Here is a 17,844-nt window from a genome sequence, read left to right as displayed (position 1 = left end):
TTGTTATATTCTTCTTAATATGAGTATGTATTGCAACGAGACTATAAAAATAACAAGACTATAGAAGCAAACATCGATATCTATGTTTGATATTGTGATGATAAGTCAGTGTAAGATAAGCGATGTTTGATAAAAAATATGCTATGATGCCAAGCACTATAGCTGGCTGTCGCTGTACCACGCAGAGCGTAAATAGCGCTAAAGATTAACTGATTTTACAGGTATGAAAAGCCGTTTTTTGGCATACGCGTATGCGATAGCTTGCTTTACCTTTTTTGTATTTTATTTGCCGTTATTTATCCCACAAACTTGGCATGACCAAAGGAATTAACAGACATTATGTACGCTGAAGAAACCAACAACGTCACCGCAATTAAAGACATTCGCGCTCGTGAAATTTTAGACTCGCGTGGTAACCCAACGATTGAAGCCGATGTTATCTTGGCTGACGGTACCATTGGTCGTGCTGCTGCCCCAAGTGGCGCCTCTACTGGCTCACGTGAGGCACTAGAGCTACGTGATGGCGATAAAGATCGCTACATGGGTAAAGGCGTCAAAAAAGCCGTTGCTAACGTCAATAGCCAGATTCGTAGTGCGTTGATGGACAAAGACGTCACTGAGCAGCAAGGCATCGATGATGCAATGATTGCGCTGGACGGGACAGAAAACAAAGACAGCCTGGGTGCTAACGCTATGTTGGCAGTGTCACTAGCAACCGCTAAAGCCGCTGCTAAATCACAGAATTTGCCTTTACATCAATACATTGCCAACTTGCGTAACCAGACGTCATTGACAATGCCTGTACCCATGATGAACATCCTCAATGGTGGTGAGCACGCGGACAATACGGTCGATATCCAAGAATTCATGATTGAGCCTGTTGGCTTTACCAGTTTCTCGGAAGCACTACGAGCGGGTACAGAGATTTTTCACAGCTTAAAGTCTGTATTAAAGTCACAAGGTTTGAACACAGCGGTTGGTGATGAAGGCGGTTTTGCGCCAAACCTACGTAGCAACGAAGAAGCAATCACCGTTATCCTGCAAGCGATTGAGCAGGTCGGTTACAAGGCAGGTGAAGATATCCACCTTGCCCTAGACTGCGCAGCGAGTGAGTTTTATAAAAATGGTCAGTATGTTTTGGCGGGCGAAGGCAATAAGGCTTTTGATAGTCAAGGCTTCTCAGATTACTTAGTAGGTCTGGCGCGTCAATATCCTATTATTTCTATCGAAGACGGTCTTGATGAGTCAGACTGGGATGGTTGGAAGTATCTAACCGAACAGATTGGCGATAAAGTCCAATTGGTCGGTGACGATTTATTTGTGACCAATCCTGCTATCTTGCAAGAAGGGATTGATAAGCACATTGCCAACGCCATTTTGATTAAATTTAACCAGATCGGTACACTGTCAGAAACGCTAGATGCGATTTATCTTGCGAAGAAAAATGGCTATGCGACGATTATTTCGCATCGCTCGGGTGAAACCGAAGACAGCACCATTGCCGATTTGGCAGTTGGTACTGCTGCTGGTCAAATCAAGACCGGATCGTTATGCCGATCAGATCGCGTAGCCAAGTACAATCAGTTGCTACGTATCGAGCAGCAAGTACGTGCAAGCTACCGTGGTCGCGAAGAGTTCATCGGTTTACGTGGTTAATAAGGCTAGGTTAAACGGCTAAAATTATCGCTAAAGCTAGGCGATATATGATTACTGATGTGTATGTCATTATTAATGTGATTATGTATTGCCTAGCCAGCTTAGCTAACTTTTATTTTATATATTTTCTATCGTTTGGCGTTATTACATGAAATACTTTAGCCAATTTATCTTAGTTGCTTTAGCGGTTGCAGTGCTTTTAGGACTGCAATATCAATATTGGCTGGGTGAGAACGGCCGATTTGGTCATAGCAAGCTTTTGACTCAAATTGAAGAGCAGCAGCATTTGAATGACAACCAAGTGGCCGCAAACAACTTATTGCGTACTGATGTCTATGACCTAAAAAATGGTCTGGAGGCAGTCGAAGAGCATGCTCGCTTAGATTTAGGCTTGATTAAGCCCAATGAGACGTTTGTTCAAGTATCTACGGCACCAACGACGCACAGTCGCTATTAAGTCGCTATAACGTGATGTGACACTTTACTATCCATCATAAAGACGTAGTTTACATCTGATTTCATTTCCATTTCAGTCTTTATCCCTTTTTAGCCATACTATCATGGGCTATAGCCATGAATCTTACCTTATGAATAATCATCCTCGTATACATGCCATGATTGTCGCTGCCGGTCGCGGTAGTCGTTTTGGTGCGTCTATCGCTAAGCAATATACCTTACTACAAGGGCAAACACTGCTACAGCATAGCGTGGCACGTCTTGCCTGCAGTAAATATATTGATCGGTGCTTATTGGTCGTGGCTGCGGATGACAATACCGCACAGACACTTGATTTTGCGTTGCCTATTGAGTATGCGAATGGTGGTGCTGAGCGTTGGCAATCTGTTCAAGCGGGCGTGATAGCGATTGATGAAATAGAGTCTGATGACTCAGACTTAGTTCTAATCCATGATGCTGCGCGTCCTACTGTGCCCAGTCGGGATATTGACCGAGTCATTGAAGCGGCGATGACAGAGCCATATGGGGCTATTCTAGCGACACCAGTCGCTGACACTCTCAAGGCCGCCTATACTCAATCTAACCTTACAGATGAATGGTTAGACGAGGGTCGCCAACACACTTATGCTAAGCGTACCGTTGATCGTAGTAACATGTGGCAAGCACAAACACCGCAAGTTTTTCGATTGGGGCAATTAAAAAAAGTACTGAGTCATGTCTCTGCTCATCAACTCCTCATTACGGATGAAGCCAGCGCTTTTGAGCATTTGGATCTACCGATTCGACTGGTCACTGGCAGTCGTCAAAATATCAAACTTACTTATCCTGACGACGCTATATTGCTCGCAGCGATTCTGACTGCTCAAGCATAAGTGCGCGTGCGCATTTTCCTCATTTTCTACTCTCTACTAGTCGATATTGACCTAAATGCTAGAAGCATTCTTTAGGACTGCATAGTGATATAAATTCATTTTTGTAACTATATCAACGCTATCTGACTCTAATTCAGCTGATTATTTTTCATTATAGATTTATCACATAGTCTGTCTGTCATACTGCGTATGTCCTAAAGAGCATTTGAGTGACAGATACAAATAAAAATGAAAAAATGTTTACTAATGTCACTTGCTCATCTAGTATATTCATAAGTTGCTTTGATGACGCAAGTAGCCTATGATGTAACCATCTTAATACAATTATTATAAACATTTATAAAATCAATAATATACCAAACCAGTTCTATGCTCTAAAAGGTTTCGTCTCTATTTTCTTTTCTAAAGTTCTTATAGTTGTCTTAGCTACATTTACCTAATTATAGGGGGAAGCTGATTGTCAACATTTAACGATTCTATAGACCCAGTGACGCCAGATCTCTGCCAGCTTGTATATCTGAGCCACATTACTTCGACTGGACTTTCAAGCTCCAGCACGCTTAACGACATCGCAGAAGTCGCCATTAAACAAAATAAAATAGACAACATCACTGGTATTCTTTGCTACGGCAATGGCTACTTCTTACAATGTGTAGAAGGTACCGAACAAGCATTGACCAATCTTAAAAACCGTTTGTTGTTAGATGACCGGCATAAAGATTTAAAAATATTGGATTTTTCAGCACTTGCTGAGCGCCGTTTTGCTGCTTGGTCACTTCGCTCTATCACACTTGAGCGCTGGATGGTCAGCGAGCCTAGGCTTAAAGGTTTTATGCCATTTAAACCTGACAGCTGGGAATCTAATGAATATAAGGAATTTTTAAATATTTTGAAAAACTATTACGAAGAACAAGTAGAAAGCGGTAATATCGATACTCAGCCTATTAAATACAGTACGCTAGGACTAACATTGGGTAAGGTAATAGGGCAGCATCAAGCTTTCTTTTTGATTCAAGCCATATTAGGTGGACTAATCGTATTAGCGCTGCTTTGGCTTTTGCTATAAAAAAGCTTGATCACTTTGATCACACAATATCTTGTAAGAGGAGTCAGCATAAAATGCTGGCTTTTTTTTAATTGGATTCTCGTTAAAAATTATTTTGTTATAGGGTATTAAGCAATACTCGTAGAGTAGGTATAAAAGCGGTTCTAAGAAGGATTTGGCAATTTGTTAACAGTCGTACGCCAGTGGTTGTTAAGCATGTATAAAATGGAGAGGTAAGCACTTTAGAGATTGAGCATAAAGAGATAAAAAACACATAGACATAAAAAAAGCCCAATCACAATGTATTGTGATTGGGCTTTTTGATGGTACGCTTATCAGTCTTATCCAATGCTTCTCAGCAAACTTGCTAATAAGTGACGCCAAATAGTGGCGTCCCCAGGGGGATTCGAACCCCCGTTACCGCCGTGAAAGGGCAGTGTCCTAGGCCTCTAGACGATGGGGACTAGTTACAACACTTCAACTGCTTTCACCATTTATGCTGAAGTGGTGCGTATTCTAATAGTGTCAGCGTTTTCTGTCAAGACTTTTTTTTCGCCTTTGTGAAATTAAATATCTTTTTTTGAGCGCACGACGCGGATGCAGATCTTTACTCTTTAGATGATGCCGAATCCATAGGGAAGTACATGCACTGATGGTCAATGCTAACAGCATATAGCCGAGAATGGTTCCCCATAACTTGAATTGTGGATCCATGACAAAGTCCCTCCCATTAAGCCTTCATAGTGTTTGCTCTCAATTCCATGTGGGCAACGTAAACTCTCTATAAAACGCAATAGTACTATTTTTAATCAACTCTCTATCAATCAAAGGCTTTCTCAACCTAGTGCGCATAAAGCCGTAGTTAAGGTTGGACGAATCGCAAGATTTAGAGATCCAAGTTATTAAGTATTACAAATAGCACTATTATGCTTAGTTAGCAATGTAGGATATGTGAGAGGGACTTATTTATCTTCATTATCTGCGACTTCCTCTGAGACTGGTTCAGCCTGCATCGCGTTGGCCAGCATAGGATAATGGTTGAGGATATAACAAAACAACTCAGCCGTTTTTTGCGTGTCGTACAACGCAGAGTGAGCATCTTTGCCATCAAACTCAAGTCCCGCGGCTTTACAGGCTCGTGCCAATACGGTCTGACCAAACGCTAGGGCCGATAGCGTCACGGTGTCAAACACTGAGAAGTTATGAAAAGGGTTGTGGCTTTTGCTATTGGTACGTAGCACCGCAGCATTTAAAAATGACAAATCAAAATGAGCATTGTGCCCGATTAAGACGCATTGTCGGCAGTCTTCAACGCGGCGTATCTCTTTTAAACCCTTAAAAATACGGCGTAGTGCTGTTTTTTCATCTTCAGCAATGGCTTTGCGCATCGGGTTGTTCGGGTCGATACCTGTAAAGGCAAGCGCACTTGGTTCTAGATTTGCCCCTTCAAATGGTTCAATATGAGCATTGAACGCTTCACCTGGATAAAAGATGCCTTCCTCATTAAGTAGTATAGGAATACAGGCAATTTCTAACAAAGCATCCGTCTGCGCATTAAAACCTGCTGTCTCAACGTCAACGACGACAGGTAAAAACTTACGAAAACGGTCTTTTAGACGCATCGGTGTTGTTTCTTCAGCCAATGACACTTCTGTTGCAGCACCATCAGTGAGAATGGCCGAGACTTTATTGAGGTTATTGTCTGAATTATTTAATAAGGTGTCGTCAGGTAAGGCGGCATCGTTTTGAATGGTCATATCAGGTTAAATCGCTTTTATCAGTCGTACTATTATATTGAATTAAAAAGAAGCGGCCTATGATAAAAATCATGCCGCTGCCTAAGAGGGCATTGTTCTTATCATAGGATAGAGCAAAGAGCCGTAGACGTAATCAGATAGACGCTTTGATAGACCAAGGCAGCATTTCACCAGCCATAAGCGGCGTCACCGATCCACCATCAAAATAAGGATAGTCTGTTGGCACTTGCATAGGTGTGTTGATTAAGGTAATGGTACTCTCGTTGACTGGTAAGCCATAAAATTGAGGCCCAAAACGACTGGCAAAGCCTTCTAATTTGTCAATTTTGCCCACACTATCGAAAACCGTAGCATATAGAGGCAATGCTGTGGCCGCGCTATAACAACCTGCACAGCCGCAAGCTGATTCTTTTTTATCGGTAGCATGGGGGGCTGAGTCAGTGCCTAAGAAGAACTTTGGATTGCCGCTAGTAGCAACATCTAACAAGACCCTTTGATGGCTTTCCCGCTTCAAGATAGGCAAGCAGTAAAAGTGCGGTTTGATCCCGCCAACCAGCAAGTGATTGCGGTTAAACATCAAATGCTGTGGTGTGATCGTAGCAGCAATGTGATTGCCTTGAGCCAATACAAAGTCTGCCGCGTCGCTGGTGGTAATGTGCTCCATGACGATCTTTAAAGTGGGGAATTTGACAATAATCTGTGCCAAAACCTCATCTAAGAAGCGCTTCTCACGGTCAAAAATGTCCACATGATTTTGAGTGACTTCGCCATGGAGTAATAAGGGCAGGTTGTACTTTTCTAATGCTTCAAAAACATCGACACAGGCATTAATATCAGTGACGCCATCAGCTGAATTGGTGGTAGCACCAGCAGGGTAAAGCTTGACGGCTTGTACGACGCCGGATTTTGCCGCGACTTCGATATCTTGCGCAGTAGTGTTGTCCGTTAGGTACAAGGTCATACGCGGATCAAATGCTGCTTTTCGCTCATCGTTTATGTCGCTGGCTTGCAAATGCTCCAAGATGCGAGTGCGGTAGGCAATGGCCTCAGCGGCGTTCTTGACTGGTGGTACTAAGTTTGGCATACAAATGACACGGTTAAAACTATTGGCGGCGTGCGGTACGGTAGTACTTAATGCCCCGTCATCACGCAGGTGAATATGCCAATCGTCTGGCTGGAGGAGGGTCAACTCTCTAATCGAATCAGTCATAATGTCGTCGCGCTCTATATCGTCATATACGAAAAATAAAAAGAAGGGGTGCAATAGCGCTATCATAACAGATTTGCCTACTTGACTGAATATACCGCCAACTATCTGTACATAATTCATGGCTCGATCTTCAATATACCTTTATAGAACAGCTCTGTGATAGAGAAGGTAAAAATGCAATAATTCAAAACTTAAACCAAAAGCGATTACCTGAGGGCAGTTACACTTTTGCCTATAGTAAATATGATGTACACTGAACATGTAAATTATTTTTCAGTATTTGTTTTCGATTTAATCTTAGTGCTTTTACTAAAGCGACATTCTCATAATAGGAGTTATTCATGGCTCAGCTTGATCCAAAAAATATTAATAAAATCGTATTGGCATATTCAGGTGGCCTTGATACTTCAATCATCGCTAAATGGCTTCAAGAAACGTATGATGCAGAAGTGATTACCTTTACCGCTGACATTGGTCAAGGCGAAGAAGTTGAGCCTGCCCGCGCCAAGGCCAAGGCCATGGGTATCAAGCATATCCACATCGAAGATTTGCGTGAAGAATTTGCGCGTGATTATGTGTTCCCTATGTTCCGTGCCAATGCCATCTATGAAGGCGAGTATCTATTAGGTACTTCTATCGCGCGTCCGCTCATCGCTAAGCGTTTGGTTGAAATTGCTAAAGAACACAATGCCGATGCCATCAGTCATGGCGCGACTGGTAAAGGAAACGACCAAGTACGTTTTGAGTTGGGTGCGGTTGCTTTGTCACCAGATGTTGTGACCATTGCCCCTTGGCGTGAGTGGGATTTATCTAGCCGCGAAAGCTTGATGCAGTATGCCAAAGAGCATGACATTGCAATTGACTATGCGGGTAATACGAAAAAGTCTCCTTATTCGATGGATGCCAACTTACTCCATATCTCTTATGAAGGCGGTGTCTTAGAAGATCCGTATGCTGAAGCAGAAGACGATATGTGGCGCTGGTCTGTCAGCCCAGAAGAAGCACCTGACGAAGCGCAGTATCTAGAGTTAGAGTACGAGAAAGGTGACATCGTTGCTATCGACGGTGAAGCACTCAAACCTTATGAAGTGATGATTAAGCTAAACGAGATTGGCGGCAAACACGGTGTTGGACGTTTGGATATCGTTGAAAACCGCTACGTTGGCATGAAGTCACGTGGTTGTTATGAGACGCCAGCGGGTACGATTATGCTAAAAGCGCATCGCGGTATCGAATCATTGACATTGGATCGTGAAGCGGCGCATTTAAAAGATGAGCTCATGCCACGCTATGCAAAAATTATCTACAACGGCTACTGGTTCAGTCCTGAGCGTATGATGTTGCAGGCGATGATTGATAAATCACAAGAGTACGTAAACGGTACCGTCCGTGTGAAGCTATATAAAGGCTGTGTCAGCGTGGTTGGACGCAAGTCAGCTGATTCATTGTTTGACGAAAAAATCGCGACTTTTGAAGATGATGCAGGTGCTTATGATCAAAAGGACGCTGAAGGCTTTATTCGTTTGAATGGTCTGCGTTTGGCAATCGAAGCCAGCCGTGGTCGTGACTTATCAAAGTAAGATTTTTACTTATTTTGTAATTCGTTAAAAGCTGAATATCATAAAAAACAGAGGCCTATATACATAGCGCCTCTGTTTTTTTGGCTGTAAATTTTTAATCATTTTGTGCGGTTTTAGTGATAGGCTGATCATCGTCTACCATGACGATGGCCACATCTTGCTGCTGGTACTCTTTAATACTATCTTGTTCGATCACTTCTTCTGTCGCGAGAATATGACCGTTAGACTTTTGGGTTTGATATTTTATAGCGGCGAGGACGCCCAGCACACCAATGACAAGGATGATAATGAGAATAACGGGATTTCGCCAAATAGGTGTGGTTGCCTCATACTCAATCGGTTTTTCACTAATCGTTGTGGGTATATTGTCGTTATTACCACCAATCAATCCCAAACTGACGAGCGGAGGTTTGGGTGGATTGGCAGGTTCAGAGTTCACGCGCAGTCGATGTCGGCTAAGATAGATATCAGATATTTTTGCCAGTTGTAATAACCAGCGTTGATGCGGTAACGCAATAGCGTGCATTTCTGCAAACACCAGCATGTCATTGTGCCGCCCTTGTTGCAAATTATCAGGTGAGCGGCCGATGGCTTTTAAATAATTGCCAGTTGCCAGCTGCATGTCTTGTACTGGCTCATGACTGTCAAGTCTGAATGAAGTAAGCTCATACCAGTATGGGTCAAAAGCAGGTGGGACGCTTGATAGCGGCTCAGTATCCAATAGATGAGATTCAATTAAAGTTGCTGACTCTGCTTGTTTTTGTGGGTTTGATGGGCTATCTGCTGGCATTAAGGGTGGTTTGTCACTAGCGTTTGCCAATTCAACTGATGCTATATTTGACGCGTTTATCTCAAAGCGCGATGCTGCTAAAAACTGCGGTTGTAAGGCAAACCATTTATTAATCTCGTCATGATCAAGTTGACTGTATTCTGCCAAGATAGCCAGTTCACGAAGAACAATCACACACAAAGACGTCAGTAAAATCTGTACTTGCTGCGGCCTTGCATCAATCTGTGTGGCAATACGCTCGCTGGCTTTGATCACGCGTCCATTGTCATGAAAGATGGCATCCGCAGCATCGTGACGATGATATAACGTCGCATTGATAGTCGCAAAATTCATAGAGTTGTATTGTCGCAGCTCTCTGACCGCCGCACGCCCAAACAGTTTTTTGCTAACAGCTTGTCCTTGATGGCGCTGCTGATAGACGAGAAGGGCGCTTATGATGGCCTGCAAACTGGCATTCATGGCTAAACGCGCTTGAGGTAATGAAAGTTGAGCGGCATCTGCCAATAATGACAGCATCGGCATGGTATCTTGATATAGAAAATCATACATCGACACACGTGTCGGTGAAATAGTCGTCATAATCTGCTAGCATCAAAAAGTGTGTCCCTATCTTACGGTGCCAAATGCCTTGAGACAATCCCTTAACAATAGAAATTTTTATCAAAAACACTATGGTCAGGTCAATATAAGAGAGATTCAGCGGGACTGGTATAAATTTTACGAAGCCTCTGTCGCCGTAGCTACAGCAAGCGAGGAAAGTTTGTACCAGTTCTGCATGATAACACCCTGTACCTGTTTTATTTAGTATCGACTATATCAGCCATACTATGAATAATCGTTGGATGTATTTATGAGAAATAATAAAAACCTTGATACACAGCTAATTATTAACGTTACTGAGCAAACACTGACGGTATATCAGCAGCAAAATCAAATCAGTAAATACTCTGTATCGACCGCTAAAAACGGAATCGGTAGTCAGCAAGACAGTGGTTGTACGCCGCTAGGTCGACATGTTATTGCAGAAAAAATAGGTGGCAATGCGCCTATCAATTCAGTGTTTGTTGGGCGCGTGCCGACAGGTGAAATATACGATGCAGCGCTTGGCACGAATCATCCTGAGCGCGATTGGATATTGAGTCGAATATTATGGTTGAGTGGTCTTGAGGAAGGTGCGAATAAAGGCAATAATGCTCAAGGCGGTTGTGATACTTACCAGCGCTATATCTATATTCATGGTACGCCAGACACTGAGCCGATGGGTCTACCGCTCTCGCATGGCTGTGTGCGTATGCGCAATCAAGACATTGTTGAGCTGTTTGAAGGAGTAGAAGAGGGTATGGCGGTAACTATAATCGCTGAGTAAACACTGGCTACTATAGTTAGTCTCTAAATAAAAAAGACAGCTTGTAAACGAGCTGTCTTTTTTATACTGTTTTCATACTATGTTGCTGTACGCTCTTATAAATAAACTTACCAAAACATCGTACCATCTGTTACTTTTCTTAAGCGCTTTTCGGCACTCTGATGGTCGCTTTCTAAAGTGGCTCCAAACCAACCCGCTCCATATAGTGCATTAGTTTTTGATGCCGATTTTAGCTGATAACGCTGTTGATACCGAGTATGAGTCTGATACTTTTCTAATGCCTTTTGTGCTTTAATCACACTTTGTAGCCAGCGTTTGGTTTTCTTTTTAGACGATTTTTTATGAAATACTGGCGCAGCAAACTCACTGAGATAGCGTAACGCTTCTAATTGGAGATGCAAATGATGTTGTGCCTGCGCATCGTCGTAGTGTTCTGAAGCTCTAATTTCTAAATTGTTGTTTTCTGAATCCTTAGTTTCTGAACCTATGCTCTGCGCATCACTCTCATGCTCAGCATTATCTATATCATCAATCTTTTCATCCGCTTTTAGCAGTTGTTTGTATTGCTCAGACAAAATCTCAGTGAGTTTGTCGATAGCAGGTTTATCATTTTGTGGTTCAAGCTGTGGGTCACTCATGGTAAATACAATCAGCTCTAGCAACGTCAACTGAAAATCATTGGCTTGTACCGCATCCATTGGCTTTATTTTAGACGCCTTTATGTCTGTCGCCCAATCAGTCGCAGGCGAGCCAAGTTCTTGTAGTTTAGGTTCAACATGAGTGGCTAAATACGTCAGCTCACGATAGTCATCAAGCAGAGTGACAGTTTGCTTCAAGATGGGTTGCCAATCAGGATTGATCTCATCAGAGAAACTTGCAAATGCGGTTATCGCAACGAGCAGGCGCTTAACACCAATTTGAAATTGCAAAATGTGCTCGTGGTCAGTACTACCAGCTACAATAGCACTGCTATTCGGCAGTATTTGGAGCAGACAGTTATGTACAGCGGCGCGTACAAAGGCGGGCATACTGGTGTTTTGATTGACACTCAAATTGTTTAGATCGGCACTAACCGCCGGACTATAACGTTTGTTTTTGATGAGTAATCCACCGCGTTCCGCTTTGGTCACGGTAGATAAAGAAAGCTTATAGCGTTTGCACCATACTTTGGCTGTCGTAAATAAGAAATCCACATCGCCTGATATCAATTCAAACTCAATTTCCTGAATGGCATCTTGCTTGGTATCGTCAGTACCGTGAATGATTTCTCCACGATCGTACGCCACCTCAATCTTGTTGTCAGGAACACTACCAGAACCATAATCAGAGTCGTTACTTATCTTTTCTACTAGCAAGCGTGTGGTACGCTGTACATCGGTGATATACAATTGCGTCAGTTTTTTGGACAACTTTTTAAGTTTAAAATCCTCTAAAGCAGAAGCGACAGGCGTGTCTTTATAAATGGTTAGATCCGGCATGAGGGCATCATTGTCGAGCATGATTTGTACTTGTTCATTGTCCAGCACGGCATTATGTTCTAGACGTGCGACGAGGCCATCACCGCCAGCTTTGATGGTTTGTACCCAAGTATCACCCTCCTTGCGAATACGCAGACCAATACCAGCCTTTGCAAGCTGGCGGTTAGGGGTATCGTAATAATGGGCTGCTAATTGCGTCAAATTTGAAGATTTGACATGTACTTGACGCATGAGACCTTTTAAACGCGCTTCTGGTACCAAAAATTTCAGCTCTATCTCTTGCATAATGGCTCCTAATAATTCTGAATGATGACCATTAGTCTACCATTCTATGATTCTTTAAACCGCAATAAAAAAACCGCCCTACATGAAGTAGAGCGGCCTTTTTTGTAACGTATGCGTATCGTTTATTAGAACTGGTTCATTGTGTTTTTGCCGCCGCCCGCTTTCAGAGCGTTTTCACCTGAGAAGATCTCTTTGTGATCATCACCAAGATCAGAACCAGCCATTGCTTGGTGCTTAACACAAGCGATGCCTTCACGGATCTCTTTACGTTGTACACCAGCTGCATAAGCAAGCATACCGTCATCACCGAAGTAGCCTTTAGCAAGTTCATGAACGCTAAGAGCAGTAGTGTGATAAGTAGGTAGCGTGATTAAGTGATGGAATACACCTGCTTCACGTGATGCATCACGTTGGAAGTTTCTAGCCGCTTCGTCAGCTGCTGTATCAAGTTCAGTGCCATCGTAATCAGCACTCATCAAGTCATCTTTATTGTATGCAGAGATGTCTTTGCCTTCTTCTTCCCACTGGGCAATGACTTGCTTACGGAAGTTGAGCGTCCAGTTGAATGATGGGCTGTTGTTGTATACAAGCTTAGCTTTAGGCTGTTGATCTTTGATACGGTCAACCATCATTTTGATGTGTTCTACGTCTGGAGTTGGTGTTTCGATCCATAGTAGATCAGCACCGTTTTCTAGAGCAGTGACACAGTCAAGGACAACGCGGTCGATGTTCGTTTCTTCACGGAACTGATATAGACCGTTTGGTAAGCGAACTGGACGTACTAGTTTGCCGTTGTGCTTAAGTAAGCTGTCGTTTTCTTTCGCGTTTTCTAAAGTCACTTCTTCCATTTCGATGAAGTCGATGTATTTAGAAGCAAGGTCGCCTGGCTCATTTGATACTGGGATTTTCTGAGTCAATGACGCGCCTTCAGAATCCGTACGAGCAACGATAATGCCGTCTTCAACACCAAGTTCTAAGAATGCATAACGAATGGCATTTAGTTTAGAGATGAAGTCTTCATGTGGTACGGTAACTTTACCAGCTTGGTGACCACATTGCTTGGCATCAGATACTTGGTTTTCAACCTGAATGGCACAAGCACCCGCTTCAATCATTTGCTTGGTCAATAGATAAGTGGCTTCTTCGTTACCAAAACCTGCGTCGATGTCAGCGATGATTGGCACAACGTGCGAGTCAAAGTTTTCGATTTTTTCTAAAATAGCTGAGGTATCTTGACCAGCTTCTTCAGCAGCATTTAGCTCACGGAAGTAATCATTTAGTACTTTGGCATCTGCTTGACGTAAGAAAGTGTAGATCTCTTCGATTAGCTTAGGCACTGACGTTTTTTCGTGCATAGATTGGTCAGGAAGTGGACCAAATTCAGAACGTAGAGCAGCAACCATCCAACCTGACAAGTAGATATACGTTTTAGACGTTGTACCAAAATATTTTTTCTTAGCATACATGGTTTGCTGAGCCACAAAACCATGCCATGCACCTAAAGACTGTGTGTATTGAGACGTATCATTGTCATAGTCTTCCATGTCTTGACGCATGATTTTTGCAGTATATTTTGCAATATCCAAACCCGTTTTGAAACGGTTTTGTGACATCATACGTGCTGCATCGATTTCGCTGATATTTTGCCAGTTACCGTGCTTTTGCTTTAATTCACGTACTAAGTCGATCGCTGATTTATATGCAGTTGACATCTATAGTCTCCTTGGTGGGTATAAAAAACAAATAAATTAAATGCTAAAATAATGACGATTGGGCATGACTAAAAATTTCGCATTTCTAAAAAATTGCTTCTAAAAAAGTGTTGCTAAAAAACTGATTAACGTCTTATTTACTCTAAACAAACCTATCCACGAATACAAAATAATTGCTGAACTCGATAGTTAAAAATAATTTGTGCTATATGAAGGATTATTGAGCTTGTTCATATATTCTAAGGCGCACGCGGTATTTATCATTCTATAAAGACATAACTGGCAATAGGAGATGTTACAATGACAAGCGACTTAGGTAGTAAATGGCTTATTACTTTTAATACATCTAGTGTACTTAGACCTTAAATCAACAAAATTTCGCTGTAGATTAAAGCCACTAATATATTAGATAATTACGTAATCTAAATGATTACAATCGCTCAATACTTTTGAGCTTTATCGTCTGTGTTACAAATTACCCTTGAGACTTACTATAACTGGCTCACTAAGATTTATCTAATTTATGATAGTTATCTTTGGTATTTTTAATAATTATAATCTATATAAAACAATATCTTGCGTTGGGTAAAATGCGTTATAATTGATGGTAATCGTATAAATCTGAACGAAAAATAGAAAAATATTGCTGTGATAAACCATAAGCGATTAAAACAGCATCAAAAATACCAAGCTTATAATGGTATTTATTCAAAAGGCTAAGAGAACTGAATATGAATTTGCAGCGGGTAGATTTAAACTTACTGGTACATTTAGATGTGCTGCTACGAGAAAAAAACGTCACTCGTGCGGCTGAGCAGCTTGGTATTACCCAACCTGCGATGAGTAATATTTTGCGTCGTCTTCGAAAATTGTTTAACGACCCATTATTGGTACGTTCTTCTGAAGGTATGACACCGACCGAGCGGGCTTTAGAGTTACAGCCTCGTATCCGTGAGATACTTGCTGACCTGACGCAAGTATTAGAGCCACGTACTGAGTTCCGTCCTTATAGTACCTCACGCGTCTTTCGTATTATGACGTCAGATTATGCGGAAGCGACATTAGTACCCAAATTGGTCAAAGCATTACGCTCAGAAGCGCCCAACGTCATTTTGGACTTCTTGACACCATCGGACGTCTCCTATCGCGACATGGAACAAGGCCGTGTGGATTTGGCTATTAATCGTTTTAACGAGATCCCTCAAAGCTTTCATCAGGTCTTGGTATGGCGCGATACTTTTAGTTGTTTGTTATCTTCAGAAAGCCCGTATGCCAATCGTTTTAATTTAAAAAACTATCTAAAAGCTCAGCACGTTTGGGTGTCCAAAACAGGTATGGGAGTAGGGTTTGGGGTCAATCCAGAAAAATCTGGTGGCCTCGGTTCTATCGATCAAGCTTTACAACGTTTGGGTCAAAAGCGCCAAATCAGTGTCTTTACTCGTCATTACCAAATGCCTGCCATGCTCGCCGCAAACAAAGACTTGATTGCAACCTTGCCCACTCGTGTAGCGAAAATGCAGGCTAATAACGACAGTATTAAGATGGAAGAGCCGCCATTTTTTATTCCTGAATTTGAGCTAACAATGGCATGGTCTCCTCTATTACAGCATCATCCAGCGCATCGATGGTTACGCCAACTCATCATGCACGTGGCACGTCAAATTGTTGATGAAGAAGAGAATCCACCGCAGGATATTCCTGTGATGAATCATTTATTTTAGTAGGGGTTGTTTCTTTACTACAGGTAATCACATATTCTGAGCCACTTATCTCAAATTTTGGATTTATGATCTACCAAACCAGCCTCCCAGCTGGTTTTTTGTTGGGCAAAGCTTATTAAGAGTTGTATGCTATTTCGGACAGTGCTTAATAAGACAGTCACATTATTAACATCTTACGCACACTTCTTCATAACTTGTAAAACTACTTCTCGAACAGTTTGCTATGATGATTGCACATTAAGAAAAAAGATAATTAGAAGGTCCATTGTTAAGCTAAAAGACACTATCGGTATTTAGAGAAATGCCACTAGGCTCTAACAATGTAAGATCCAACTATATACCTTTTCTAAATTATAACGCTCAAAACCAATAAAATACTCCAATAACTAAGGACCATCCTCATGGCAGATATTACCACTGTAAACCCAGCGACGGGCGAAGACATCCAAGAATACAATTATATGAGTAAAGATGAAGTCAATAAGATCGTTGACGCATCACATGAAGCATTTTTAGAATGGCGCAAGACTAGCCACGAAGAGCGTGCAAAGGTCATCAGTTCTATTGGTGAAACTTTGATGAAGTATAAAGAAGAGCTGTCTAAATTGATGACAGAAGAGCGCGGTAAGCTCTATAGCCAAAGTCTACAAGAAGTAGATTTATGTAAAGCCATCTGTGACTACACTGCTGAAAACGGTATAGCTGCATTGGCTGATGATGAGCGCGATATTGAAAAAATGAAAAAAGGCCTCGTAACTTATCAGCCCATCGGTGTGATCTACGGAATGCAGCCTTGGAACTTCCCAGCATATCAAGTGTTCCGCTACACGATTGCCAACTTAATGGCAGGTAACAGCATTTTGCTTAAGCACGCAGCAAACGTGACTGGCTCTGGCTTATTGATTGAAAAAATCTTCCATGAATCTGATCTACCTAATGACTTGTTCCGTACGATACTAATCGATCACGATCAGTCAGAAGAATTGATTGCCAATGACAAAGTACGCGGTGTAACGCTTACAGGTAGTGACGGCGCAGGTAGCATCGTCGGTCAGCAAGCAGCCAAAGCGATTAAAAAAGCTGTGCTAGAGTTGGGTTCAAATGATGCGTTTATCGTATTAGAAGACGCAGATCTAGACGTAGCAGTAGAAACTTGTGCTCAAGCCCGTCTCATTAATAACGGTGAAACTTGTGTTGCAGCGAAACGCTTTATCGTCGTTGACAGCTTATATGACGAGTTCCGTGAGCGTATTGTTAGTAAGTTTAAGAGCCAAAAATCAGGCGATCCAATGGACGACAGCTCTGACATCGGTCCATTAGCGCGTAAAGATTTGCAAGAAAAATTGCATGAGCAAGTAGAAGAAAGCGTGAATAAAGGCGCTACTATCGCCGTTGGTGGTAAATTGCCAGAAGGTAAAGGCAGTTTCTATCCAGCGACCATCTTAGAGAACGTCGAAAAAGGTCAGCCTGCTTATGATGATGAGCTGTTTGGACCAGTTGCGTCACTGATCCGTGCAAAAGATCAAGACGATGCACTACGTATCGCCAATGATAGCCGTTATGGTTTGGGCGGTGCGATCTTCTCGAAAGATGAAGAAAAAGCCATTCGCCTAGCTCGTGAAGAGTTTGATACTGGTATGGTCTATATCAATGGTTACGGTCTTGCCAATCCAGCATTGCCATTTGGCGGCGTAAAAAACTCAGGCCACGGCCGTGAGCATGGTGGATTTGGTATCAAAGAATTTGTAAACATCAAAGCAGTACATGTGTTTGATGGTAAGTAATATTTAAAAGCGATAGAGCTAAGACTCTTTGAGTAATTTCTAAATAGTAGATAACAAAAAGCCCAGTCATAAGTGACTGGGCTTTTTTATACACAATGATTTATTAGCATTTACTTATAACTGATGACTAAT

At 42.1% G+C, this 17,844-nt stretch carries 13 protein-coding genes and 1 tRNA gene; 8 read left to right on the top strand and 6 right to left on the bottom strand.

Features of this window, described 5'->3' with window-relative positions:
- The first annotated feature begins 339 nt into the window (after positions 1 to 339).
- From eno to ACT3TH_RS02980, 4 genes are all read left to right on the top strand, one after another.
- Positions 340 to 1,656 carry a phosphopyruvate hydratase gene (gene eno, locus ACT3TH_RS02995; RefSeq protein ID WP_444754370.1) on the top strand — a complete coding sequence of 439 codons (1,317 nt, stop codon included), beginning with the start codon at positions 340 to 342 and terminating at the stop codon, positions 1,654 to 1,656.
- A 148-nt stretch (positions 1,657 to 1,804) separates the two neighbouring features.
- Positions 1,805 to 2,113, top strand: coding sequence for an FtsB family cell division protein (locus tag ACT3TH_RS02990; RefSeq protein ID WP_444754369.1), 309 nt, complete (start codon positions 1,805 to 1,807; stop codon positions 2,111 to 2,113).
- A 130-nt stretch (positions 2,114 to 2,243) separates the two neighbouring features.
- Positions 2,244 to 2,984, top strand: a complete 741-nt coding sequence (gene ispD, locus ACT3TH_RS02985; RefSeq protein ID WP_444754368.1) for a 2-C-methyl-D-erythritol 4-phosphate cytidylyltransferase — start codon at positions 2,244 to 2,246, stop codon at positions 2,982 to 2,984.
- 457 nt (positions 2,985 to 3,441) lie between these two features.
- Positions 3,442 to 4,050 carry a BLUF domain-containing protein gene (locus ACT3TH_RS02980; RefSeq protein ID WP_444754367.1) on the top strand — a complete coding sequence of 203 codons (609 nt, stop codon included), beginning with the start codon at positions 3,442 to 3,444 and terminating at the stop codon, positions 4,048 to 4,050.
- Positions 4,051 to 4,417: 367 nt separating this feature from the next.
- Here the strand turns inward: ACT3TH_RS02980 and ACT3TH_RS02975 are convergent.
- The 3 genes from ACT3TH_RS02975 to pyrC form a co-directional block, all read right to left on the bottom strand.
- A tRNA-Glu gene (locus tag ACT3TH_RS02975) sits at positions 4,418 to 4,493 on the bottom strand.
- A 498-nt stretch (positions 4,494 to 4,991) separates the two neighbouring features.
- Positions 4,992 to 5,786 (bottom strand): ribonuclease T, encoded by a 795-nt coding sequence (gene rnt / locus ACT3TH_RS02970; RefSeq protein ID WP_444754366.1) that lies wholly within the window; start codon positions 5,784 to 5,786, stop codon positions 4,992 to 4,994.
- 133 nt (positions 5,787 to 5,919) lie between these two features.
- Positions 5,920 to 6,996, bottom strand: coding sequence for a dihydroorotase (pyrC, locus tag ACT3TH_RS02965; protein WP_444754701.1), 1,077 nt, complete (start codon positions 6,994 to 6,996; stop codon positions 5,920 to 5,922).
- Positions 6,997 to 7,337: 341 nt separating this feature from the next.
- Here pyrC and ACT3TH_RS02960 point away from each other — a divergent pair, with 341 nt between their 5' ends.
- Positions 7,338 to 8,576, top strand: a complete 1,239-nt coding sequence (locus ACT3TH_RS02960; protein WP_444754365.1) for an argininosuccinate synthase — start codon at positions 7,338 to 7,340, stop codon at positions 8,574 to 8,576.
- Positions 8,577 to 8,670: 94 nt separating this feature from the next.
- On the opposite strand, the gene ACT3TH_RS02955 is transcribed toward ACT3TH_RS02960, so the two are convergent.
- Positions 8,671 to 9,945: a hypothetical protein gene (locus tag ACT3TH_RS02955; protein WP_444754364.1), complete on the bottom strand. Its 1,275-nt coding sequence runs from the start codon at positions 9,943 to 9,945 to the stop codon at positions 8,671 to 8,673.
- A 271-nt stretch (positions 9,946 to 10,216) separates the two neighbouring features.
- Between ACT3TH_RS02955 and ACT3TH_RS02950 the strand changes: the two genes are divergently transcribed.
- Complete coding sequence (locus tag ACT3TH_RS02950) at positions 10,217 to 10,732, top strand: L,D-transpeptidase family protein (protein ID WP_444754363.1); 516 nt, start codon at positions 10,217 to 10,219, stop codon at positions 10,730 to 10,732.
- Between the two features lie 107 nt (positions 10,733 to 10,839).
- On the opposite strand, the gene ACT3TH_RS02945 is transcribed toward ACT3TH_RS02950, so the two are convergent.
- Positions 10,840 to 12,495, bottom strand: coding sequence for a CYTH and CHAD domain-containing protein (locus ACT3TH_RS02945; protein WP_444754362.1), 1,656 nt, complete (start codon positions 12,493 to 12,495; stop codon positions 10,840 to 10,842).
- 125 nt (positions 12,496 to 12,620) lie between these two features.
- Entirely contained in the window at positions 12,621 to 14,207 is a 1,587-nt protein-coding gene (locus ACT3TH_RS02940; protein WP_444754361.1) for an isocitrate lyase, read from the bottom strand.
- Positions 14,208 to 14,938: 731 nt separating this feature from the next.
- Here ACT3TH_RS02940 and ACT3TH_RS02935 point away from each other — a divergent pair.
- Entirely contained in the window at positions 14,939 to 15,928 is a 990-nt protein-coding gene (locus ACT3TH_RS02935) for a LysR family transcriptional regulator (RefSeq protein WP_193006117.1), read from the top strand.
- Positions 15,929 to 16,329: 401 nt separating this feature from the next.
- Positions 16,330 to 17,712: an NAD-dependent succinate-semialdehyde dehydrogenase gene (locus tag ACT3TH_RS02930; protein ID WP_444754360.1), complete on the top strand. Its 1,383-nt coding sequence runs from the start codon at positions 16,330 to 16,332 to the stop codon at positions 17,710 to 17,712.
- The last annotated feature ends 132 nt before the right edge of the window (positions 17,713 to 17,844 follow it).

It is taken from the genome of Psychrobacter sp. AOP22-C1-C5 (assembly GCF_052378885.1).
Taxonomy (GTDB): Bacteria; Pseudomonadota; Gammaproteobacteria; order Pseudomonadales; family Moraxellaceae; genus Psychrobacter.
Note: the sequence above shows the minus strand (reverse complement) of the source record. Positions and strands in the feature narration are given on the sequence as shown.